We start from the raw sequence: 21922 nt of genomic DNA on the forward strand, positions 1-21922 counted from the left end.
GCTCGACCGCGCGTTGCGCGAGCCGCGGGCTCCCCGACGAGGCTGCCGCCGGCGGTGCCGCTCGGCGGTCTCCGGGGCGCACCGCGGCAGCGGGACGGGATCAGCCCGCGGTGCGGGCCGTCCGCGGATCGGGCGCGTCGACCGCTCGCCGCGCGGTCTGCTGCCACGCGGGCAGCGGGTGCCGGGCGAGTTCCGCACCGACGCCGCCCACCGCCGCCGCGGCCACGGACAGGCTGGTCACGCCGAGCCCGGTGAGCACGCCGGCCAGCCGCGGGTCCGCGGCGGCTTCGCCGCAGACCCCGACGGGCGTGCCGAGGCGCTGCCCGGCTTCGGCGATGCGCTCGATCAGCCGCAGCAGCGCCGGGTGCCACGGGTCGTTGAGCTCGGCGAGCGCGCCGGTCATCCGGTCGGCGGCGAACAGGTACTGCGCGAGGTCGTTGGTGCCGATGCTGACGAAGTCGACCGCCCGGCACAGCTCGTCGGCGTACAGCGCCGCGGCGGGGACCTCGACCATCGCGCCGGCGCGCAGCCCGGTGCCGCCGCGGACCCGCTCGGCGAACCAGGCCGCCTCCTCCGGAGTGGCGACCATGGGGGCCATGACGGAGACCTCGGCTCCGCTGTCGGCGGCCGCGGCGGCGACGGCTTCGAGCTGCCGGTCGAGCAGTTCGGGGCGGTCGAAGGCGATGCGCAGCCCGCGCACGCCGAGCGCCGGGTTGGGCTCGGCTCCCATGTCGAGGAACGGCAGGGGTTTGTCCGCCCCGGCGTCGAGCGTGCGGACGACGACGGGTTTCCCGGCGAACGGCGTCAGCGCCTCGGCGTAGGCGGCGCGCTGCGTGGCCACGTCGGGTTCGGTGCTCGCGTCGAGGTAGCAGAACTCGGTGCGGAACAGGCCGACGCCTTCGGCCCCGGCCTCGGCTGCGGCGCGGGCGTCGGCGGCCGAGCCGATGTTGGCCAGCACCTTGACCGGGTGGCCGTCGGCGGTGGCGCCGGTGCCGTCCCACGCCGCCGCGCTCCGCCGCTCGGCCGCGCGGGTGGTGACGGGTTCGGCGGAGAGCACCACCTCGCCGGTGCCACCGTCGACTGTGATGCCGACGCCCCCGGTGATCAGCAGGTCGCGCACGGCGACGACGGCGGGGATGCCGAGGGAGCGGGCGAGGATGGCGGTGTGGCTGGTGGGACCGCCCTCCTCGGTCACGAGGGCGAGCACGTGCTCGGGGTCGAGCGCGGCCGTGTCGGCCGGCGCCAGGTCCCGGGCGAGCAGCACGGACGGCCGGTCCAGGTCGGGCACGCCCGGCGGGGTGGTGCCGAGGAGCTCGGCGACGATCCGGTCGCGCACGTCCTGCACGTCGCGGACGCGCTCGGCGAGGTAGTCGCCTGCGGAGCGCAGCGCTTCGGTGAAGCCCCCGGCCGCGTCGTGCACGGCGCGCGCGGCGGGGAGGCCGCTGTGCACGCGCTGCTCGGCCTGCGACAGCAGCGCGGGGTCCATGGCCATGGCGGCCGTGGTCTCGAGGACGGTCTTGGCGTCGCCCTCGGCGCGCGCGGCGCGCTGGAACAGCTGCTGGGCGACGGCGTCGGCGGCGGGCCTGATGCGCGCCGCCTCGGCTTCCGCATCGGCCGGGGACGGTCCCGACGCTGGCTCGCCGAGCGCCTCGGTGACGCGGACGGCGGGTCCGGCGGCGATGCCCGGGCTGACTCCGACACCACGCAAACGCGACATGGGTTCGACCAAACCTTTCCTGGTGTTTCACCGACCGGAGCGGACTTCTACGGTGCCGCCCGCTCCGGTACTCACTGCCCACCGCGGCGATTACTGCTGAGTAACACCTGAGTACGCGTACTGATTCCGGGACACCCCGGCACGCCGCAGGCTGTGCCCATGACCACGCAGTTCACGAGCGCGCAGCCCGCGACCGCACAGCCCGCGACCGCACAGCCCGCGACCGCACAGCCCGCGACCGCGCAGCACGGCACCATGATGCCCGCCGCCCTGCCGAACACCCCTCCCGCCTTCGGCCGCGGTCCGGTGCCCGGCGGCACCGGCGCTCCCGGGACGAGCGGGGGAGGCCGCACCGGTGGGCGGATACCCGGAGAACCGGTCGACACGAGCTTCTCCCCCTAGCACCGGTTCCCGGGGACCCGATGCCCCCGGGAACCGGTGCTCCGGGACCCGGTGGGCCCCGAAACCGGCGAGGCAAGCCCGACACGACGTTCGTTGTGGACAACTTGTCACCCGCCCGTGTGGGGATGGGTTCCAATTTTCATGAAAATTGCGCTCTCTGGAACGAGTCCAGACAAGTGGACCCGGACGTGCCCGCTCTCCCCGCGCCGGTTCGACATCCGTGCGCCGCACCGGCTCGGGGCCGCGCGGCCGGGGAACAGCCCCGGCCGCTCCGGCCGAGCGCGCGGACGCCGCGACCTCGGCGAAGGCGGCGCCCGCCCTGCTCGACGGCCCCCTGCTCGACCGCCCTACTCGACGGCGAGCTCCCAGGCCTGCACGTCCGCGCTGACTCCGCGACCGGTGGCGAACAGGCGCACCACCGACTCCTCCGGAGCGTCGGGCAGCACCAGGTGCGTCAGCACCGCCCGCCCGTCATCGGCGAACACTTCCACGCTGCTGCGGTCCAGCACGAGGCGGATCCGCAGTTGTCCGCCGTCCGGCAACGTCAACGGCGTGCCGTGGCGGGCGGGGAAGTCCGGATGCACCTGCGCGGATCCGGAAGCCGTCCGATCCGTGAACAGCTCACCGGCGTCCGCGTCGTAGCCGACGCGGGTCCGGTGGTTCCCGGTGGCGAACACGTCGAGTCCGAACGCGCCACCGCTGCCCCCGGGAAGGCGGAACGTCGCGTCGATGTCGAGGCAACCACCGGACAACCCGGGGATCTCCTGCTCGCCGCGCACGGCTCCGCGCCACCCGTGCCGCCTGCCGCGCACCGCTTCCAACTCGCGGACCGGCCGCTGCACCAGTTCGACGGCACCGCTGCGCTCGGTGAGCCCGAGCTCCCGCGGAACGCTCATCGATCCCCGCCACGGTTCGGTGGGCACCTGCTCGGCGTAGTCCCAGTTGCTCAGCCAGCCGACCCACAGCCGGCGGCCGTCCGGTTCGTCCGACCACGTCTGCGCCGCGTAGAAGTCGGCGCCGCGGTCCACCCACCGCACCTCGTCGTCGTCCGGGGTGAACGTGGTGCCGTCGAAGTCGCCGAGGAAGTACTGCGCCGCGGAACCGCCCGCGGGGCCACCGGGGTTGATGCTGACGATGAGCACCCACCGGCTGCGTCCACCCCCGTCGACCGGGAGCTCGAACAGCTCGGGGCACTCCCAGACGCCGCCGTGCGCGCCCCGCTCGGCGCCGAACTCGCTCAGCAGCTCCCAGCGCACGAGATCGGAGGAGCCGTAGAACATGATCCGGTCGCCGGCCGCGAGCATGAGCACCCACCTGCCGGTGGCTTCGTGCCGGATCACCTTGGGATCGCGGAAGTCCTCGATCCCCGGGTTGTCGATCACCGGGTTGCCTTCGTACTTCGTCCAGCTCCTGCCGCGGTCGGCGCTGTGGGCCAGGCACTGCGTCTGGCTCTCCCCGTCGGCGGTGTAAAAGGCGACCAGACCGGCTTCGCCGCCGAAGAAGCCGCTGGTGTCGTGCTCGTCCACGACCGCGCCGCCCGAGAAGACCGCTCCCAGCTCGTCCGGGTGCAGCGCGACCGGCAGTTGCTCCCACCGCACGAGGTCGGTGCTGACGGCGTGACCCCAGCTCATGTTGTCGTGATCGCTGCCGTACGGGTTGTGCTGGAAGAACAGGTGGTATTCGCCGTCGAACCACACCATGCCGTTGGGGTCGTTCATCCAGTTGCGCGCGGGGGCGAACCGGACGCGGGGCCGCCACTGCTCCGTCGCCTGCGCGGAGCGCGCACCCCGCTCCGCACGTGCGAAGAGGCCGCCCGAACCGGTCGCCGCCGAAACCAACCCCAACCCGGCCACGGCACCGGCACCCGTCAGGAACGCCCTGCGGTGCGGCCGGAGCGGCCGCTGCTCGTCCTGTGACATCACGTCGATCTCCTTCCACTCCCCAGGGCGGGCAGCCCGGGCTGCTCGATGTTCCGCTGTTCGGGTGGCCCGACCAGCGGGGACTCAGGGGGCCGCGCGGATTGGCGGCCACGTTCTCGACCGCACCGGCCCGTCAGGCAAGCGGCGCAGCCGCTTCATCGCCACGTACGCAGAGCGCCCCGCCGCGGGAGGTTCCTCCCAGCTACCGGCCCCACGACGCCGGCCAATCCGCGGACTCCCTAAGCGGCCGGAGCCGCTTCCCTTCCCGCGCAGGCAGACCGAGCCGCTGGGGGTTCTCCCACCCGACCCGCAACGCCGGCCGATCCGCGGACTCCCTTACTGCGCGGGGGCTTCGGCGTCCTGGTCGGTGGCGATGGCGGCGGCGGCCGCGTCGAGCGCCGCCTCGTCGGTGGAATCGAGCTCGACCTCGGCGCCGTGCTCGGCACCGAGGGTCATGAGGCCGAGCACGCTGGCGGCGTCGACGAACTCGCCGACGGCGCCGTCGGCGACCTTGGCGATGCGCACGGGTGCGGCCTGGCCGGCCACGGTCTGGGCGAGCAGCCCGGCCGGGCGGGCGTGCAGTCCGACGCGCGAGGCGACGGTGACTCGGCGGCGCATGGCAACTCCTCCGCTCTCCCCGGTGTGCGGGGTCGGCTGTCAGGTCTCGGGAACCGGCCCGGATCGGACCGGTGTGGCTGCGCAGGCGGCGGGACGTCCCGCGCGGGTGACCGGCGCGGTGCCGGTGGTGCGGGCTCGGCCGCGCGGTGCGGGAACGCCGGCGCCGCGCGGCAGGCCCCGGTTCAGGCGGCCACGGCGGTGCCGCTGGCCTCCGCTGCCGTGCTCCTCTGCGGCGACGCGGCCGTCGCCCGTTTGACCACGAGCAGCGCCGCGGCCGACAGCACCGTTCCGACGGCGATGGCCAGCAGGTACTGCAGCGGTCCGCCGACCAGCGGCAGCACGAACAGCCCGCCGTGCGGGGCCCGCACCGTCGCGCCGAGGCCCACCGACAGCGCTCCGGTCGTGATCGAGCCGAGCATCACCGAGGGGATGACGCGCAGCGGATCGGCCGCGGCGAACGGGATGGCGCCCTCGGTGACGAAGGAGGCGCCCAGCAGCCAGGCGGTGCGCCCGCTGGCGCGTTCGGAATCGGTGAACCGGGAACCGCGCACGGCCGTGGCCAGCGCGGCCGCCAGCGGCGGCACCATGCCCGCGGCCATCACCGCCGCCATGATCTCCAGCGAGGCCGTGGTGCCGGTGGACAGCCCGCCGACGGCGAAGGTGTAGGCGACCTTGTTCACCGGACCGCCCATGTCCAGCGCGATCATCCCGCCGAGCAGCGCGCCGAGCAGTGCCGCGTTGGCGCCGGACAGACCGTTGAGCCAGTCGGTCAGGCCGGACATGACCAGCGCGATCGGCTGTCCGATCACGACGTACATGAGAACGCCGACGATCGCGGAGCCGAACAGCGGCAGCACCACCACCGGCATGATCCCGGCGACCGCGCGGGGCACGGGGATGCGCCGCAGGCCGGCGACGACGCCACCGGCGAGCAGACCGCCGACGAGGCCGCCGAGGAAACCGGCCCCGACCGCGGAGGCCACGGCGCCGGCGACGAACCCGGGCGCGATGCCCGCCCGGTCGGCCATGGCGTAGGCGATGAACCCGGCCAGCACGGGCACGAGGAACTCGAACGCGGTCTCACCCGTCTGGTTGGCCAACGCCGCCCAGCTGGTCAGGCTCGCCGGGTCGAACTGCTCGGTCACGTCGGGGGCTTCGGTGATCGCGTAGCCGCCGAGCGCGTAGCTCAGGGCCATGAGCAGCCCGCCCGCGGCGACGAACGGGATCATGTAGCTGACGCCGGTCATCAACCACTGCCGCAGGCGGCCGCCCCAGCCGGCGAGGCGGCCGGAGCTGGTTCCACCGGCGGATCCCCCGCCGCCGGGGGCCGCTGCCGCCGGCTCGGTCCGGGCGGACTCCGCCGCGTCCGCGGCGGGCGTGCCGGCCGCGGCGCCCGCCTGCTCGACGAGCCCGGCCGCGTCGTTGATGGCCTGCTTGACGCCACCTTCGACGAGGGGTTTGCCCGCGAACCGGTCGCGGTCGCGCACGCCCACGTCCGCGGCGAAGATCACCGCGTCCGCCGCGCCGATGTCCTCTTCGGACAACGCTGCGGACCCGGCGGAGCCCTGGGTTTCGACCTGGATGTCGTGCCCCGCGTCGGCAGCGGCCTGCTCCAGCGCCTCCGCGGCCATGTAGGTGTGCGCGATCCCCGTGGGGCACGCGGTCACCGCGACGAATCTCATGACGCTACCTCCGTGCTGATGAACGCCGCGACCGCGGCGGGATCGGTGGTGTCCAGCAGCGTCTGCTTGAACTGCGCGCGCACGAGCCGGCGGGCCAGCGCCGCCAGCACCGTCATGTGGTCGGAGTCGCCGCCTTCCGGCGCGGCGATGAGGAACACCAGGTGCGCCGGGCCGTCCTCGGCGCCGAAGTCCACGCCGCCCGCGCTGCGGCCGAAGGCCAGGGTCGGCGCGGTGACCGCGGTGGACCGGCAGTGCGGGATGCCGATGCCGCCCTCCATGCCGGTGGGCATCTGGCTCTCCCGCTCCCGCACGTCGGCGAGGAACTGCTCCAGGTCGGTGACGCGTCCGGCCGCGGTGAGCCGCTCGGCCAGCGCGCGCACGGCCTTGTCCTTGTCAGCGCCGTGCCGGTCGAGGTCGAGGTCCACCAGGTCCGCTGTGATCAGCTCGGTGCTCATGCCGCCACTCCACTCAGGCTCACTGTTTCGTCCACTGTGTCCACACGCACCCGGTGACCGAGCGCGTCCCCGGGGGCCGGCATCCGGCTCCCGGCCAGCCCCACCGCCGCTGCGCCGTAGGCCACGGCCGTGCGCAGGGTTTCCCCGCGGCCCCACCCCGCCGCGTCGGCCCGCAGGAACCCGGCGAGCACGGCATCGCCCGCGCCGACCGTGCTGCGCACCTCCGCGACCGGGCTGGTGGCGTGCAGGCCGCCGTGCTCGTCCACCAGCACCGCACCGAGTTCGCCGAGGCTCACGAGCACGGCACCGACGCCGCGGTCGCGCAGTCCGCGGGCCACGTCGACCACCTCGCCGAGGTCGGCGAGGTCCCGCCCGGCCAGCTCGGCCAGTTCGTCGAGGTTCGGCTTGATCAGGTCGGGGCCCGCCGCGACGGCCCCCCGCAGGGCGGCGCCGGAGGCGTCCACGGCGGTGCGCGCGCCCGCCGCGCGCGCGGCGCGGACCAGCCGCGCGTGCAGGTCCGCGGAACAGCCGGTGGGCAGGCTGCCGCTGCTGACGACCCAGTCCGCGGTGCCGGCCAGCTCCCCGGCGGTGCGCTCCAGCTCGCCCACCTCGGACTCGTCCAGCTGCGGGCCGGGTTCGTTGAACTTGCTGGTGACCCCGTCCTGGTCCACCACGGTCACGTTGCTGCGCGTGCGCGTGCGCAGCGGCACTTCCACGACGGGCACGGATTCGGGGCTGAGCAGCTCGGCCAGCCGCCGCCCCTCGGCCCCGCCGAAGGGGAGCACCGCAGCGGTCGGCACCTCGGCCGCGGCGAGCGCCCGCGCGACGTTGACGCCCTTGCCGCCCGGGTCGAGCTGCACCTGCTCGGCGCGGTGGACGCCGCCGGGCACGAGGCTGTCGACCTGGATCGTGCGGTCGAGGCTGGGGTTCGGGGTGATGGTGACGATCACGCGAGCACCACTTCCGTGTCGGCGCGGTCGAGTTCCTCCCGCGCGGAGTCGTCCAGGTCCGCACCGGTGACGATGGTGTCCATCTCGGCCAGCTCGGCGAAGCGGCTGAACTGGTCGTCGCCGTACTTGGCGGGGTCGGCGAGCAGCACGCGGCGGCGGCAGGCGCGCACCATGGCGGCCTTGACCGCGGATTCGGCCGGATCGGGGGTGGTGCAGCCGCGTCCGGCCGAGAAGCCGTTGGTGCCGAAGAACCCGACCTCGACGGTGAGGCCGTCGAGCACGTCCAGCGCCCAGGACTCGACGGCGGCCAGCGTCGTCGACCGCACGCGCCCCCCGAGCAGGTGCAGCGTGATGTTGCTGCGGCTGGCCAGCTGCTGCGCTGCGGGCAGGGCGTTGGTGACCACCGTGAGCTCGCGGTCCAGCGGCATGTGCGTGGCCAGCCGGCCGGTGGTGGTCCCCGCGTCGAGCAGCACCGTCCCCCGGTCGGGCAGCAGGTCGACCGCGGCCTTGGCGATCCGTTCCTTGTCGGCGGCGTTGGTCTGGTCCCGCAGGGACACGCCCGGTTCGAAGTCGAGGCGCTCCACCGGGATCGCACCGCCGTACACGCGGCGGACGATGCCGCGCCGTTCCAGCGCGGCGAGGTCCCGGCGGATCGTCTCCGGAGCCACCTCGAGCTCGGTGGCCGTGGCCGCCACGTCGACCCGGCCCTGCTGCCGGGCCCGCTGCGTGAGCAGTTGCTGCCGCTCCGCCCCGTACATGCCCGATGTCCTCCGATTGCTTGTTGGTTGTTGAGAGATTCTGCCCTTTTTTGCGTGCTTGTCAAGGGCGTGCTGCCTGCGCGCCACTGCTCGTTTCCGCAGCACGAGCCGCCACACCCCGGGGGAACCGGGCAACACCGGGCATCGTTGATCCATCGTTCGTAGGAACTTGATCCGGAAACGGCCACCGAGCACGGGCGGCGGGTTGCAATGGCCGTGCCGCGGATTGCCAGGGTTCGCGCCAACCGACGACAAACCGCCGGCTCACCGGGACCGACCGCAACGCCCCCCGTGCGGTCGGTCTCCGGGAACGCCCCGCGCTCGAAGCACCCGCGCACCCGCCGCCCCGCGGGGTCGCAGTGCTCAGCAGCGGGGACTACCGGGCGCCGCGCAACACCGGCTCCGCTCCCGAGGGGGTGCGTGCATTTCCCGCGGAATGTTCACCGACGACGCCATCGCAGCAGGTCACGAACTCCGCTGAGCACGCCGTCGGGATCCTCGTGCAGCACAGCGGCAGAACGCCCGGTGATGACGGCTTCCGGCGGAAAGCACTTCGCTGCGGCCTCGCCTCCGAGGCGGTGCGTCAGGGGACCGGCACCGGTGCGTACACGCCGCGGATCACGCGGTAGATGTCCGCGCTCCGGCGGAGGTCCTGGTCCGTCCACCCCGCGGCGAGCGCTTCCCGGCGGGTGACGAGGCGAGGGGAGCCCTCGTCCCGGTGCAACGGCGTTGCGTCGTGTTCCCAACGTGCACACGCGCGCCCGTGCGGCGCAGCTGTCGGAGGACGGGTTGTGGACAACCCGCCCACCTGCGGACAGCTCCGTCAGCCGCGGTCGACGATGGGGGCCATCACCCACTCGCGGGGGATGCCGAAGGCCTGCACGATGTCCACGGCGTGCGGGCGCAGCGACTGGCACAGCGCGTTGACGGCCTGCGTGACCTCCTTCGAGCGCCGCGGGCTGATCCTCTCGTGCTCGAGGAACCACCCGCGCTCCTCCTCGATCGTGGACAGCGCGTAGAGATCGCAGACCCGCTCGAGCAGCTGCCGCGTGCCGCCGTCGGCGCAGCGGTCGATGGCGCCGACGAACGACTCGAGCACCATCCGGTCGACGTGCGCACGCGCGGTCAGCAGCACGTGGTCCTGGGCCCCGTTGAACACGTCGAAGGCGTTGGCCCCGCCCGCGCGGCGCAGCCGCCGGGCCAGCCCGTCGAGGCTGTGCTTCTCCCGCTCCTCGAACTGCTTCAGCTGCCACCCGCGGTCGTGCACGTCGTCCTTGCCCGAGCTGATGAGCTGCTGCACGAGGTTGCGGGCCGCGGTGCGCTCGGCCACCGCCTCGATGAACTGGTCGGCGATGAACCGCGCCATGCCGAGGGTCCCGAGCTCGTCGAACTGCTCCTTGTAGTTCGTGAGCATGCCCTTGGCCAGCAGCTGCAGCAGCACCGTGTTGTCGCCTTCGAACGTGGTGAACACGTCCGTGTCGGCCTTCAGCTGCGCGAGCTGGTTCTCGGCCAGGTAGCCGGCACCGCCGCAGGCCTCGCGGCAGGTCTGGATCGTGCGCGTGGCGTGCCACGTGGCCACGGCCTTGAACCCGGCGACGTCGCTCTCGAGCTTGCGCTGACCGGCTTCGTCGCCGGAGCCGGTCAGGTCGTGCATCGTCTCGACGAGGTCGGTGTGGGCGAAGTGCAGCGCGCAGGTCTTCGCCAGCGCGGGCAGGAGTTTCCGCTGGTGCCCCAGGTAGTCCATGATGGACACTTCCTGCCCGGTGTCCGGCCGGGTGAACTGCCGCCGGTGCTCGCCGTAGCGCAGCGCGATCTCCAGTGCGAGCTTCGTCGCGCCGCCCGCGGTTCCGGCGACGGACACGCGCCCGCGGATGAGCGTGCCGAGCATGGTGAAGAAGCGCTTGGTCGGCTTGTCGATCGGGCTGGAGTAGGTTCCGTCGACGGCGACGTCGCCGTAGCGGTTGAGCAGGTTCTCCCGCGGCACGCGCACCTGGTCGAACGTCAGGGTGCCGTTGTCCACCCCGTTGAGGCCGGCCTTGTGCCCGCAGTCGCCGATGCGCACGCCGGGCAGCACGGCGCCGTCGCGGTCGCGGATCGGCACCAGCAGCGCGTGCACCCCGTGCTCGCCGCCGTCGGGGGTGTGCAGCTGCGCGAACACGACGGCCATCCGCCCGTCGCGCGCGGCGTTGCCGATGAACTCCTTCATCGCCGACTCGTCCGGCGTGTGCACGACGAACTCGCCGGTGTCGGCGTCGTAGCCGGCCGTGGTGCGCACGCTCTGCACGTCGGAGCCGTGGCCGCGCTCGGTCATGGCGAAGCAGCCGAGCAGGTCGAGTCCCATGATGTCGCGCAGGTAGCGCTCGTGGTGCCGCTCCGTGCCGAGGGCCACGACCGCACCGCCGAACAGGCCCCACTGCACCCCGGCCTTGACCATGAGCGAGAGGTTGCCGGGCAGCATCTCCAGCGAGACCACCGAGCCGCCCACGTCGGAGCCGCCGCCGTGCTCGGCGGGGAAACCGAGCTCCTGCACGCCCGTCTTGGCCAGCATCCCCAGCTGCTCGAGGGTGCGGGTGCGCTGCGTCTCGGTGTCGGCCGCCGTGTCCGGCGCCAGGTCGACGTGGGCGAGGCCCGCGCGGACCTGCGCGCGCACGTCCGCCCAACGTCCGTCGAACAGGTCGGCGAGCGCCGCGGTGTCGAATGCACGCGGGGTGTTCGGCGTGGTCATGAGGACCTCCACACGTCAGGGCCTGCTGCCCCGAGCGTAGTTACCACTGAGTAACTTCGCCACTGTGGCATTCGCGACTCCGCCTCCGCGCCGCGGGGACCACCAGCACGCGGGTACCCGGCGGCCGCGGCGCCCGGGCGGGGCGGCCGCAGCCCGCCGACCGCGCCCGCAGCCCCGGCGGCGCGAGCGCGCTCGGCGGAGGACCCACCCGGCCACGGCGGGGCCGGCCCGAGAACGCGACGAGGTCGCGGCGGGAACGGCACCCCGCAGCGATCCCCCTCCGCTCGAACCCGGGGACCGCCCGATCGCCGGACCTCCCTGCCCGGACCCGGCCGCCCGCGGACGGGACCGCCCGGCCAGGAGAAGTCCGCCCCTCCCGACCGGCCCCGCGGGAGTCACGCCACGACGTTGACCAGCCGGCCGGGCACGACGATGACCTTGCGCGGCTCACCGCCGTCGAGCTCCGAGGCGACCCGCTCGTCGGACAGCGCGGCCGCGCGCACCGCCTCGTCGTCGGCCGAGGCCGGCACGGTCACCCGCGAGCGCACCTTGCCGTTGACCTGGATCGGGTACTCGACGGTCTCCTCGACGAGGTAGTCCTCCTCGGCCTGCGGGAACGGCACGTGCACCAGACTGCCGGCGTGGCCGAGCCGCGCCCACATCTCCTCGGCGACGTGCGGCGTCACCGGCGCGACCATGAGCACCATCGCCTCGACGACCTCGCGCGGCGTGCCCGCGCCCGCGCAGGTCTTGGTCACCCGGTTGTTCAGCTCGATCAGCTTGGCCACCGCGGTGTTGAAGCGCAGCTCGGAGTACTCCGCGCGCACCGTGGCGATCGTCTTGTGCAGCGCGCGCAGCAGCTCGTCGTCCGGCCGCTCGTCGACCACGCGCAGCTCCCCGCCGTGCTCGTCGACGACGTTGCGCCACAGCCGCTGCAGGAACCGGTGCGCCCCGACGACGTCCTTGGTCGCCCACGGGCGGGAGGCGTCCAGCGGCCCCATGCTCATCTCGTACAGCCGCAGCGTGTCCGCGCCGTAGGAGTCGGCCATCTCGTCCGGCGAGACCGAGTTCTTCAGGCTCTTGCCCATCTTGCCGTACTCCTGGAACACCTCCTGGCCGTCCCAGTAGTAGCGGCCGCCGGACTCGGTGACCTCCTCGGCGGGGACGTACACGCCGCGCGCGTCGGTGTAGGCGTAGGCCTGGATGTAGCCCTGGTTGTACAGCTTGCGGTACGGCTCCTCGGAGGACAGCCAGCCCAGGTCGTAGAGCACCTTGTGCCAGAAGCGCGAGTACAGCAGGTGCAGCACCGCGTGCTCCACACCGCCGACGTACAGGTCCACACCGCCCGGGTCGTCGGGGCCGTGCTCCGCGGGCCGCGGGCCCATCCAGTAGCGCTCGTTCTCCGGGTCGACGAAGCGCTCGTCGTTGTCCGGGTCGATGTAGCGCAGCTGGTACCAGCACGAACCCGCCCACTGCGGCATGACGTTGGTGTCGCGGCGGTAGGTCTTGGGCCCGTCGCCCAGGTCCAGCTCCACCTCGACCCACTCGGTGGACTTCGACAGCGGCGGTTCCGGCACGCTGTCCGCGTCCTCCGGGTCGAAGGTGCGCGGCGAGTAGTCGGCGACCTCGGGCAGCTGCACCGGCAGGTGCTCCTCCGGCAGCGCGTGCGGCAGGCCGTGCTCGTCGTAGACGATCGGGAACGGCTCGCCCCAGTAGCGCTGGCGGGCGAACAGCCAGTCCCGCAGCTTGTACTGCACGCTGGCGCTGCCGTGGCCGTGCTCACCCAGCCAGTCGATGACCGCGTCCTTCGCGGCGGCCACGTCCATGCCGTCGATGTTCAGCCCCGTCTCCGCCGAGGAGGAGTTGATCGCCGGGCCGTCACCGGTGTAGGCCTTCCCCGCGAAGTCCGCGGGCGGCTGCACCGTGCGCACGATCGGCAGGCCGAGGACCTCGGCGAACTCCCAGTCGCGCTCGTCCTGGCCGGGCACCGCCATGACCGCACCCGTGCCGTAGGCCATGAGCACGTAGTCGGCGACGAACACGGGGATGCGCCGCCCGTTGACCGGGTTGACCGCCCAGGCGCCGGTGAAGACGCCCGTCTTCTCCCGGCTCTCCTGCCGGTCCAGTTCGGACTTCGTGGACGCGCGGCGCCGGTACTGCGCAACGGCCTCGGCCGGGGTCGCGGCACCGTTCGTCCACCGCTCGTCCGCACCGGCGGGCCACTCCTCGGCGAGGAGCCGGTCCACCAGCGGGCTCTCCGGGGCCAGCGCCATGAACGTGGCGCCGAACAGCGTGTCCGGCCGGGTGGTGAACACGTCGATCGCCTCGTCGAGGCCCTCCACCTCGAAGCGGACGTTGGCGCCGCGCGAGCGGCCGATCCAGTTGCGCTGCATCGTCTTGACCTTGTCCGGCCAGTCCAGCCGGTCCAGGTCGTCGACCAGGCGGTCGGCGTAGGCGGTGATCCGCATCATCCACTGCTTGAGGTCGCGGCGGAACACCGGGAAGTTGCCCCGCTCGGTGAGTCCCTCGGAGGTGACTTCCTCGTTGGCCACCACGGTGCCCAACCCCGGTGCCCAGTTCACCGGCGCCTCGGACAGGTAGGCCAGGCGGTGCGAGTCGAGCAGTTCGCGCTGCTCCACGTCGGACAGCTCCGCCCAGGCGCGGCCGTCCGGCGCGGCCCGCTCGCCCGCGGCGAACTGCCGCTGCAGCTCGCCGATCGGGCGCGCCCGCCCGCGGCCGCCGTCGGCGTCGAAGTCGTACCAGGCGTTGAAGATCTGCAGGAAGATCCACTGCGTCCAGCGGTAGAACTCGATGTCGGTCGTCGCGATCCGGCGCCGCTCGTCGTGGCCGAGCCCCAGCCGGCGGACCTGCGCCAGGTACCGCTCGATGTTCTCCTCGGTCGTCGTGCGCGGGTGGGTGCCCGTCTGCGCCGCGTACTGCTCGGCCGGCAGTCCGAAGGCGTCGAAGCCCATCGTGTGCAGCACGTTGTAGCCCAGCATCCGGTTGAAGCGGGCGTAGACGTCCGTGCCGATGAAGCCCAGCGGATGCCCCACGTGCAGCCCGGCCCCGGACGGGTACGGGAACATGTCCTGCACGAACAGCTTCCCCGCCGGCACCTCCCCGCGGAGCGGACCGGCCGGGTTCGGGGCGTGGAAGCTGCCGAGCTCGGACCACCGGCGCTGCCAGCGCTGCTCGATCTCGGCGGCCATCCGCGCCGTGTAGCGGTAAGGCGGGACCTCCTCGTTCGCGGTCCCGTCCGTCGCCCCGTCCTGGCCACTCATCGCGTGCGTTCCTTCCCTGTGCTCAGCTTCGGCTCCCGCCGCGCGCTGCACCGGCACCGGTGTTGGTGGCGGGCACCCCCCGGTCGGCGGCTGACTGCGTCAACCAGGTGAACGCGGCCGGCTCGTGGTCCGATGACCTCCACCGTTCAGTGTGCCTGCCCGGCTCCCCCGCCGTCGCAGAAGGGTGGGGTCGCGGCATTGACTTCGAGCGCACTCGATGGATCACGCTCGTGCCATGATCAGCGACAAGACGTGGTTCGACGACATCTACGCCCAGCACGACGCGCCGTGGGTGCTGGGCGAGGCGCAACCCGAGATCGTCCGGCAGGAACGAGCCGGGGCGATCCGCGGCAGCGTGCTCGACATCGGTTGCGGCTCCGGCGACAACACCCTGCACCTCGCCGAGCGCGGCTACGAGGTGCTCGGCGTCGACTTCTCCGAGCAGGCGATCCGGCGGGCCCGGGACAACGCCGCCGCGCGCTCGGTGCGGGCCCGCTTCGAGGTCGCCGACGCGCTCCGGTTCGACCGCCCGAACGCGTTCGACACGATCGTGGACAGCGCGCTGTTCCACGTGTTCGGCGGGCAGGACCGGGTGGAGTACGTGGCGAACCTGCACCGGCTGTGCCGCCCCGGCGGGCGGGTGCACGTGCTCGTCGCCGCGCCCCCGCCGCCCGACCACCCCGGCGCGGGGGCCGACGGGCCGCCCCAGGTCACCGAGGAGGAACTGCGCGCGGCGTTCGGCGCCGGCTGGGAGGTCGAGGAGCTGCGCGCGACCGCGCTGAACGGCATCGCCACCGAACGCACGGCGGAGCGGTTCGGCGTCCCGCCCGGGCAGCGGACGGGCCTCGGCGGGTGGTTCGCGCGGGTGCGCCGCCTCTGACCCGCGCGTCCCGGCGGGCTTCGCGGTCCCGCGGGGGCGGGGTGCGCTCGGGGAGCGGGGACCGCGGGGCACCGCCGCGGGGCCGGGGACCGCGATCCGGCCGTGCGCAGCAGCACGAGGTGCGCCCCGGAGGTGTGCCCCGGGGCACGGCCGGGCGCCGCCGGCTCGGTGCCCACCGCGGCACGGCATAGGCTGGGCGCGTGCTGATGGCTCAGGTGTTCCTCTGCGCGGTCCTCGTCCTCGCCGGGGCGGGGCTGGTGTTCGTCGGGCTGCGCGGAACGCGCGGCACCCTGCCCCGCAACCGCTACGCCGGGGTGCGCACCCCGGAGGCCATGCGCAGCGACCAGGCCTTCGCGCTGGCCAACCGCGCGGCGGGTCCGGCGCTGCTCGCCGGCGGTGGTGCCGCCCTGCTCGCCGGTGCCGCGATGCCCGCGCTGGCCTCGGTGGTGAGCGTGGTGCTCGTGGCGGTGCTGGGGTTCGGCGGCGCGTTCGCGCTGATGACCCTGGGCGGTGTGGCCGGTCACCGGGCCGCGGCGACGCTGCCCGATCCCGCGCCCGCGGGGCCGTGCGGGGGCTGCGCGCTCGCCGGTGCGTGCCGGGGCGCGTCCGCGACGCCCGGGTGCGGCGGCGGGATCTGCGGCGACTGAGCCGCGCGGGCTCACGCCGCGGGCACCGGCGTTGCCCCGCCCCGCTGAGTCGGCCCGCCCCCGGTGAGTCGGCCCGCCCCGCGGATCAGTTCAGCTTCACGTCGCCCGGGTGGGTGGCCAGCAGGGCCAGCGGCAGTCCCTGGCGGCGCAGCACCTGGCTCCACAGGCGCTCCGCGCTGCCCGCGAGCACGTCGTCCGGCAGCGCCGGCACCACGTACCAGTCGCCCCGGTCGATCTCCCCGCCGAGCTGGCCGGATTCCCACCCGGCGTAGCCCGCGAAGAACCGCAGCCCCCGGGCGCGCGGCGCCAGCTGCTCGGGATCGCAGTCCAGGTCGACCAGCCCCACCGGCCCGCGCACGCCGACCACGCCGTCCATCGCGTCCACGTCCTGGCCGGCGCGGAACGCGCCGAGGCAGATCGCGGTGCGCTGCTCGACGGGGCCGCCGACGAACAGCGACGGGGGCTGCGTGGCGTGCGGCGCCCAGTTCGGCAGCACTTCCTCCACCGACACCTCGCTCGGGCGGTTGAGCACGACACCGAGCGTGCCCTCCCGCCGGTGGTGGATCACGTACACGACGGCGCGCTGGAAGTTGCTGTCCAACAACTTCGGGGCCGCGACCAACAGCGTCCCCGGTTCCACGTCCGCGTCCGATGCCACGCCCCCATGATCGCACTCATTGCCCACGCACGAATCCGGCAACACCAAGAAAGCCGTGCCCACGGGGTTCGCCCGAGGCAGCGCTTCAATGGCAATGCCTGACAATAACGACGAGTATTACTATTCGAGGCAACGATCCGCTTCCGCGCTCACGCGCCCCGGGCAGCGGCCAGCTGCAGCAGTGACCACCCGCAGCAGCGGCCATGTGGCAGCAGCGCTCATCTGCAGCAGCGGCAGCGGCCATGTGGCGGCAGGGGCCATGTGGCGGCAGCGGCACGCACCACGAGGACAAGCTCGTCCACCGCCTCCGCCTCGCGCACCCGCGCCGCCACCGCGTCGCCCCGCCCGACTCGCCCGGCCCAGGGGCAACTCCAGCCCGACGCGCCGCATCTTGTGGATGCCCCGTCCCCCATCCGTGTGGGGATGGTTCACAATTTTCATGAAAATTGCGCTCTCTGGAACGAGTCCAGATTGAGCGGAGGGCCTTGCCCGTCGGAGAAGCAGGGCAGGTGGGGTGATCGCCCAGGTCCGGAGGGTCCGGAGGGTCCGGAGGGTCCGGGGGTTCGGGGGTCCGGCGGGGGAGCCCGGGGCCGGCAGGGCCCGGCGGGGCGGCCTCGCAGTGCCGGCGAGGCGATCAAGCGCTCGCCCTCCCCGGGGCCGGCGCTACAGGATCGCCGGCGCTACGGGACCTCCAGGCCCTCGTCCTCCCGGGCCCACCGCTTCAGCTCGGCCACGGCCTCGTCGCGCTCCATCGGCCCGCGGTCGAGGCGGATCTCCTTGAGGTGCCGCCAGGCACGACCGACCACCGGACCGGGCGGGAGGTCGAGGAGCTGCATGATCTCGTTGCCGTCGAGGTCGGGGCGGACCTTCGCCAGGTCCTCCTCCTCGGCGATGCGCGCGATCCGCGCTTCCAGGTCGTCGTAGGCGCGCTGCAGCGCGGCCGCCTTGCGCCGGTTGCGCGTGGTGCAGTCGGCCCGCACGAGCTTGTGCAACCGCTGCAGCAGGTGACCGGCGTCGTTGACGTAGCGCCGCACCGCGGAGTCGGTCCACTGCCCGTCGCCGTAACCGTGGAACCGCAGGTGCAGGTACACCAGATCGGACACCTCGTTGACGACGTCCTTCGAGTAGCGCAGGGCGCGCAGCCGCTTGCGGGCCATCTTCGCGCCGACGACCTCGTGGTGGTGGAAGCTCACCCCGCCGCCGGACTCGAACCGCCGGGTGGCCGGCTTGCCGATGTCGTGCAGCAGCGCGGCCAGGCGCAGCACGAGGTCCGGCGGCCCGCCGGGATCGGCGGCGCGTTCCAGGTCGACGGCCTGCTCGAGCACCTTCAGCGAGTGCCCGTAGACGTCCTTGTGCTGGTGGTGCTCGTCGATGGTCAGCCGCATGCCGGGCACCTCGGGCAGCACGTGCTCGGCCAGGCCGGTGTCGACGAGCATCTCCACACCGCGCCGCGGGTGCTCCCCGCAGACGAGCTTGGACAGTTCCACCTGCACGCGCTCCGCGGTGATCCGCGCGATCTCGCCGGACATCTCGTGCAGCGCGGTCAGCACGCGCTCGGCCGGCCGCAGGCCGAGCTGGGAGACGAACCGGACGGCGCGCAGCATCCGCAGCGGATCGTCGGCGAAGGACTCCTCCGGGGTGGCCGGGGTGTCCAACCGGTTGGCGGTGAGGTCGGCCATGCCCCCGTGCGGATCCACGAAGGTCCGGTCGATCACGTCGACGGCCATGGCGTTGACGGCGAAATCCCGCCGCAGCAGGTCGCCCTCGATGCTGTCGCCGAACGCGACCTGCGGGTTCCGGCCGACGCGGTCGTACTGGTCCGCCCGGAACGTGGTGATCTCCACGGTGGTGCCGCGCTTGTGCGCGCCGAGCGTGCCGAACTCGACGCCGGTGTCCCAGATGGTCTCGGCCCAGCCGGTCAGCAGCTCGCGCATCCGCTCGGGGCGGGCGTCGGTGGTGAAGTCCAGGTCGGTGCCGAGACGTCCGAGCAGCGCGTCGCGCACGCTGCCGCCCACCAGGTACAGCTGGTGGCCCGCGGCCGCGAAGAGCTCGCCGAGCTCGCCCGCCAGCGGCGCCGCGCGCAGCATGTCGTCCACGGCCTGCTCCCGGGAGCGGCTGTTCACCGGCGGTGCGCCTGCGGTCGAGGTGGCGTCGTACTCCGAACTGGACACGGCTCTCCAGGGTACTGGGCGGCTCCTCGGACCCCGTGGCGTGTCGGCCCGCCGGAACGCCGACCAGTTGAGTGAACGGCCTAGTATCGGCGGCATGCCCCCGTCGCCCGGCCGCTCCGGCGGTAGCCAACCGGGGCGTCGGAACCGACGCCGCCGGCGTCGGCTGCGGACGTTCGAGGAAACATCGGCGGGTGGGCTGGTGATCGCCGGCGGCGAGGGGATGGCTGCGATCATCGGGCGGCTGGATCGGAAGGGGCGACTGCTGTGGTCGCTGCCCAAGGGCCACATCGAGGCCGGTGAGACCCCGGAGCAGGCGGCGGCGCGGGAAGTCGCCGAGGAGACGGGCATCACCGGCAGCGTGGTGGCTCCGATCGGCACGATCGACTACTGGTTCGTGGCGGGCAACCGGCGCGTGCACAAGACCGTGCACCACTTCCTGCTGGAAGCGGTGGGCGGCGAGCTGTCCGACGAGGATGTGGAGGTCACCGAGGTGGCGTGGGTGCCGCTGGGCGAGCTCGACGAGGTCCTGGCCTACACCGACGAGCGGCGGCTCGTGCGGCGGGCCCTGGACCGCGACGAGCACCGCGGCGCGCGCGGCCCCCGGACGTCCGGCCCGCGGGGACCGGTGGGCGGTTTTCGCATCGAACCGGCACGAGGTAGTGGAACGGAGCCGGGGTGAGGTTTCTACTGGCCGCGCTGGTCGCCGCGCTCGTGTTCGCGCTGCTGCCGGCTGTCCCGGCGCCCCGCGCGCACGCGCAGGCCCAGCAGCTCACCCGATTCGAGGTGACCGGGGTCGCTCCGAACGTGGTGACCGAGCGCGCTCCGGGCGAACTGGTCGTCAGCGGGCGGCTCACCAACACCAGCGACCACGTCATCGACGACGTCGAGGCCCGCGTCCAGCGCGGCGAGGCCCCGACCACCGAGCCCGGGGTCCAGCAGGCCCTCCGCGGCGAGGCGAACATCACCACCGACCCGCAGTTCACCCCGGTCGTCGACCGGATCCGCCCGGGTGAGCAGGTGCCGGTGGAGATCCGCATCCCCTTCTCCGGCCCCGACTCGCTGGACATCACCGAACCGGGCACGTACCCGCTGCTGGTCAACGTCAACGGCCAGCCCGAGTCGAGCTCGCGGGCCCGCATCGCCGAGGCGAACTTCCTGCTGCCGGTGCAGGCCCCGCCCGGCGGCACCCCGCAACCGCCGCCAGCACCGACCCCCACCTCGCTGCTCGTGCCGCTGGTCGACTACCCGCGGATGGAGCGCTCCACCTCCCCGGGCAACCGCGCGATCCTCACCGACGACCGGCTGGCGGGCGAGCTCTCCCCCGGCGGGCGGCTCTACGAGCTGGTGCAGGCCGTCAACGAGCGCGTCAACAACGGATCACCGCTGGGCAGCGCGCTGTGCTTCGCCATCGACCCGGACCTGCTGGCCACCGCCAAGGCGATGAGCCGCTCCGAGGGGTACCTGGTGCGCACCTCCAACGGCGGCACCGAACCCGGCATCGGCGGCGAGGCGGCCGGGCTGTGGCTGAGCAAGCTGCGCGAAGCCGTCGACGGGCGCTGCGTGCTCGCGCTGCCCTACGCCGACGCCGACCTGGTCGCGCTCAGCAGGGCGGGGCTGCCCGACGTGACCAGGGGAGCGGTGGACGGCAGCCGGGTCGTCGGCCGCATCCTCAACGAGGGCGGCAACGCCACGGTGGACCCGCGCCCCGCCACCTGGCCGATCTCCGGTGCGCTCGACCAGCGCACCGCAGCGGACCTCCCCCGCACGGAGACGGCCCTGCTCGACACCCGCTCGCTGGACGTGCCCGCGGGCACGCTGGCACCGGCCAGGATCCGGGGCACCGACCTGACCGCCCAACCGCTCGACCCGCTGCTGAGCAGCGCGCTCAACCCGCTCCGCGGCACGCCGCGGCAGTCCTCGGCGAAGTCCCCGCCGACGGAGGAGTCGGCCACCGCGCAGGACGCGCTCGGCTCGCTGCTGTTCCGCTCCACCCTCGGCTCGCTGCCCGACTCGACCTCCGTGCTCGCCCCACCGCGCCGGTGGAACATCAACGGCGAGCAGCTGCGCGGCCTGCTCGACGGGATGCGCGCGCTCACCGACGCCGGCTACGTCGAACCCACCGCGCTGCCGCACCCCGGCGGCCGCCTGCCCGAAGCGGAGCTGACCTACCCGGACACCGCGGCGAGCGCCGAGATCCCGCAGCCGGTGCTGCGCACGCTGGCGCGCGCCAACTACGCGGTCGGCGACCTGTACCGGTCCTCCTCGGAGGAGCAGGCACGCCACGTCGACCCGGCCCAAGTCACCACTCCGCTGCGCAACGGCCTGCTGCGCGGCGTGTCGAGCGCGTGGCGCGGCGACCCGACGGGGGCGCGCCGCTGGACCGGCCTCGGGCGAGCGGCGGTGCGCAACACCCTCTCGCACGTCTACATCGAGGAGTTCCAGGGCAAGATCGCACTGGCCTCCTCCAACAGCGCCATCCCGTTGACGGTGGTCAACGACCTGCCGGTTACGGTCAGCCTGCGGTTGCGCGTCGGTCCGACGCCCGGCGTGGAGGTGTCGGACCTGGGGACGCTGCGCATCCCCGCGCACAGCAGGCGGCAGTTCTGGCCCGAGGTCTCGGTGCACCGCGTCGGCGAGTTCAACCTCGACGTCGCGGCCGTGACCGAGGGCGGCACGCCCCTCGGGCGCCCGAAGCGGTTGCAGGTCGACTCCAGCGCCTACGGCCCGCTGATCCCGGCGATCACGATCACCGCGGGCGGTCTGCTCGTCGTGCTGTCCGCGATGCGCATCGTGCGGCGCATGCGCGCCGGACGCGGGGGGACGCCGGACGAAACGCCCACCACCGAGTTTCCGCCCGGTGACGCCACCGCGGACGGCGATCGAACCGGGAACTGAGATCCTGGCGCGGTCATCCTCCGGTGCTCCGGCACCCCGCGCGACCCCGCGGCAGCGGGTCGCGCGGTGACCGTTGAGGAAGGGACGCGAGGAGTGCGAGAGAACGGACAGCGGCCCGCGAGGCCGACCCCGGCCGGGACGCGGCGGATGCCTCCCGCCACCGG

General features: G+C 73.6%; 16 protein-coding genes. 5 read left to right on the forward strand and 11 right to left on the reverse strand.

Going from position 1 to position 21922, the window contains the following annotated elements; translation table 11 throughout:
- Positions 1 to 100: 100 nt before the first annotated feature.
- Entirely contained in the window at positions 101 to 1717 is a 1617-nt protein-coding gene (ptsP, locus tag ACYVJE_RS05490) for a phosphoenolpyruvate--protein phosphotransferase (RefSeq protein WP_461143585.1), read from the reverse strand.
- A 159-nt stretch (positions 1718 to 1876) separates the two neighbouring features.
- On the opposite strand from ptsP, the gene ACYVJE_RS05495 reads away from it, so the two are divergent.
- Positions 1877 to 2119 carry a hypothetical protein gene (locus ACYVJE_RS05495; RefSeq protein WP_461143586.1) on the forward strand — a complete coding sequence of 81 codons (243 nt, stop codon included), beginning with the start codon at positions 1877 to 1879 and terminating at the stop codon, positions 2117 to 2119.
- Between the two features lie 347 nt (positions 2120 to 2466).
- Here the strand turns inward: ACYVJE_RS05495 and ACYVJE_RS05500 are convergent, their stop codons facing one another.
- The 8 genes from ACYVJE_RS05500 to leuS all read right to left on the reverse strand — a co-directional run bounded on the left by ACYVJE_RS05500 (position 2467) and on the right by leuS (position 14507).
- Positions 2467 to 4038: a glycoside hydrolase family 32 protein gene (locus tag ACYVJE_RS05500; protein ID WP_461143783.1), complete on the reverse strand. Its 1572-nt coding sequence runs from the start codon at positions 4036 to 4038 to the stop codon at positions 2467 to 2469.
- Positions 4039 to 4374: 336 nt separating this feature from the next.
- Positions 4375 to 4656: an HPr family phosphocarrier protein gene (locus ACYVJE_RS05505; protein WP_459157757.1), complete on the reverse strand. Its 282-nt coding sequence runs from the start codon at positions 4654 to 4656 to the stop codon at positions 4375 to 4377.
- 182 nt (positions 4657 to 4838) lie between these two features.
- Positions 4839 to 6338, reverse strand: a complete 1500-nt coding sequence (locus tag ACYVJE_RS05510; RefSeq protein ID WP_461143587.1) for a PTS fructose transporter subunit IIC — start codon at positions 6336 to 6338, stop codon at positions 4839 to 4841.
- Positions 6335 to 6793 carry a PTS sugar transporter subunit IIA gene (locus ACYVJE_RS05515; protein WP_461143588.1) on the reverse strand — a complete coding sequence of 153 codons (459 nt, stop codon included), beginning with the start codon at positions 6791 to 6793 and terminating at the stop codon, positions 6335 to 6337. Before ACYVJE_RS05515 ends, ACYVJE_RS05510 begins: the two co-directional genes overlap by 4 nt.
- Positions 6790 to 7743 (reverse strand): 1-phosphofructokinase, encoded by a 954-nt coding sequence (gene pfkB / locus ACYVJE_RS05520; RefSeq protein WP_459157760.1) that lies wholly within the window; start codon positions 7741 to 7743, stop codon positions 6790 to 6792. Before pfkB ends, ACYVJE_RS05515 begins: the two co-directional genes overlap by 4 nt.
- Positions 7740 to 8501 (reverse strand): DeoR/GlpR family DNA-binding transcription regulator, encoded by a 762-nt coding sequence (locus ACYVJE_RS05525; protein ID WP_461143589.1) that lies wholly within the window; start codon positions 8499 to 8501, stop codon positions 7740 to 7742. The genes pfkB and ACYVJE_RS05525 overlap by 4 nt, the downstream gene beginning before the upstream one ends.
- An 823-nt stretch (positions 8502 to 9324) precedes the next feature.
- Positions 9325 to 11226: an acyl-CoA dehydrogenase family protein gene (locus ACYVJE_RS05530; RefSeq protein WP_461143590.1), complete on the reverse strand. Its 1902-nt coding sequence runs from the start codon at positions 11224 to 11226 to the stop codon at positions 9325 to 9327.
- A gap of 395 nt (positions 11227 to 11621) precedes the next feature.
- Positions 11622 to 14507 (reverse strand): leucine--tRNA ligase, encoded by a 2886-nt coding sequence (leuS, locus tag ACYVJE_RS05535; protein WP_461143591.1) that lies wholly within the window; start codon positions 14505 to 14507, stop codon positions 11622 to 11624.
- A 235-nt stretch (positions 14508 to 14742) separates the two neighbouring features.
- On the opposite strand from leuS, the gene ACYVJE_RS05540 reads away from it, so the two are divergent.
- Together ACYVJE_RS05540 and ACYVJE_RS05545 are read left to right on the forward strand one after the other, a co-directional pair.
- Positions 14743 to 15387, forward strand: coding sequence for a class I SAM-dependent methyltransferase (locus ACYVJE_RS05540; RefSeq protein WP_461143592.1), 645 nt, complete (start codon positions 14743 to 14745; stop codon positions 15385 to 15387).
- Positions 15388 to 15593: 206 nt separating this feature from the next.
- Entirely contained in the window at positions 15594 to 16034 is a 441-nt protein-coding gene (locus ACYVJE_RS05545; protein WP_459160111.1) for an SdpI family protein, read from the forward strand.
- A gap of 85 nt (positions 16035 to 16119) precedes the next feature.
- Here the strand turns inward: ACYVJE_RS05545 and ACYVJE_RS05550 are convergent, their stop codons facing one another.
- Entirely contained in the window at positions 16120 to 16692 is a 573-nt protein-coding gene (locus tag ACYVJE_RS05550) for a YqgE/AlgH family protein (RefSeq protein WP_461143593.1), read from the reverse strand.
- 680 nt (positions 16693 to 17372) lie between these two features.
- The gene (locus tag ACYVJE_RS05555; RefSeq protein WP_461143594.1) at positions 17373 to 18959 is read right to left on the reverse strand and encodes a CCA tRNA nucleotidyltransferase; all 1587 of its coding nucleotides are present in this window, start codon (positions 18957 to 18959) and stop codon (positions 17373 to 17375) included.
- Here ACYVJE_RS05555 and ACYVJE_RS05560 point away from each other — a divergent pair.
- Together ACYVJE_RS05560 and ACYVJE_RS05565 are read left to right on the forward strand one after the other, a co-directional pair.
- Complete coding sequence (locus tag ACYVJE_RS05560; RefSeq protein ID WP_459157767.1) at positions 18958 to 19542, forward strand: NUDIX hydrolase; 585 nt, start codon at positions 18958 to 18960, stop codon at positions 19540 to 19542. The two genes, ACYVJE_RS05555 and ACYVJE_RS05560, sit on opposite strands and share 2 nt — an antisense overlap.
- Positions 19539 to 21758, forward strand: coding sequence for a DUF6049 family protein (locus ACYVJE_RS05565; protein WP_461143595.1), 2220 nt, complete (start codon positions 19539 to 19541; stop codon positions 21756 to 21758). The genes ACYVJE_RS05560 and ACYVJE_RS05565 overlap by 4 nt, the downstream gene beginning before the upstream one ends.
- Positions 21759 to 21922: the final 164 nt, after the last annotated feature.

This window comes from Salinifilum aidingensis, assembly GCF_054782015.1.

Excerpts from the sequence above, each read along its gene's own strand:
- ACYVJE_RS05500 (WP_461143783.1), bottom strand. The coding sequence starts at position 4,038 with ATGTCACAGGACGAGCAGCGGCCGCTCCGGCCGCACCGCAGGGCGTTC.
- ACYVJE_RS05505 (WP_459157757.1), bottom strand. The coding sequence starts at position 4,656 with ATGCGCCGCCGAGTCACCGTCGCCTCGCGCGTCGGACTGCACGCCCGC.
- ACYVJE_RS05525 (WP_461143589.1), bottom strand. The coding sequence starts at position 8,501 with ATGTACGGGGCGGAGCGGCAGCAACTGCTCACGCAGCGGGCCCGGCAG.
- ptsP (WP_461143585.1), bottom strand. The coding sequence starts at position 1,717 with ATGTCGCGTTTGCGTGGTGTCGGAGTCAGCCCGGGCATCGCCGCCGGA.
- ACYVJE_RS05510 (WP_461143587.1), bottom strand. The coding sequence starts at position 6,338 with ATGAGATTCGTCGCGGTGACCGCGTGCCCCACGGGGATCGCGCACACC.
- ACYVJE_RS05530 (WP_461143590.1), bottom strand. The coding sequence starts at position 11,226 with ATGACCACGCCGAACACCCCGCGTGCATTCGACACCGCGGCGCTCGCC.
- ACYVJE_RS05555 (WP_461143594.1), bottom strand. The coding sequence starts at position 18,959 with ATGCCGCCGATACTAGGCCGTTCACTCAACTGGTCGGCGTTCCGGCGG.
- ACYVJE_RS05495 (WP_461143586.1), top strand. The coding sequence starts at position 1,877 with ATGACCACGCAGTTCACGAGCGCGCAGCCCGCGACCGCACAGCCCGCG.
- leuS (WP_461143591.1), bottom strand. The coding sequence starts at position 14,507 with ATGAGTGGCCAGGACGGGGCGACGGACGGGACCGCGAACGAGGAGGTC.
- ACYVJE_RS05560 (WP_459157767.1), top strand. The coding sequence starts at position 18,958 with ATGCCCCCGTCGCCCGGCCGCTCCGGCGGTAGCCAACCGGGGCGTCGG.
- ACYVJE_RS05515 (WP_461143588.1), bottom strand. The coding sequence starts at position 6,793 with ATGAGCACCGAGCTGATCACAGCGGACCTGGTGGACCTCGACCTCGAC.
- ACYVJE_RS05540 (WP_461143592.1), top strand. The coding sequence starts at position 14,743 with ATGATCAGCGACAAGACGTGGTTCGACGACATCTACGCCCAGCACGAC.
- ACYVJE_RS05545 (WP_459160111.1), top strand. The coding sequence starts at position 15,594 with ATGGCTCAGGTGTTCCTCTGCGCGGTCCTCGTCCTCGCCGGGGCGGGG.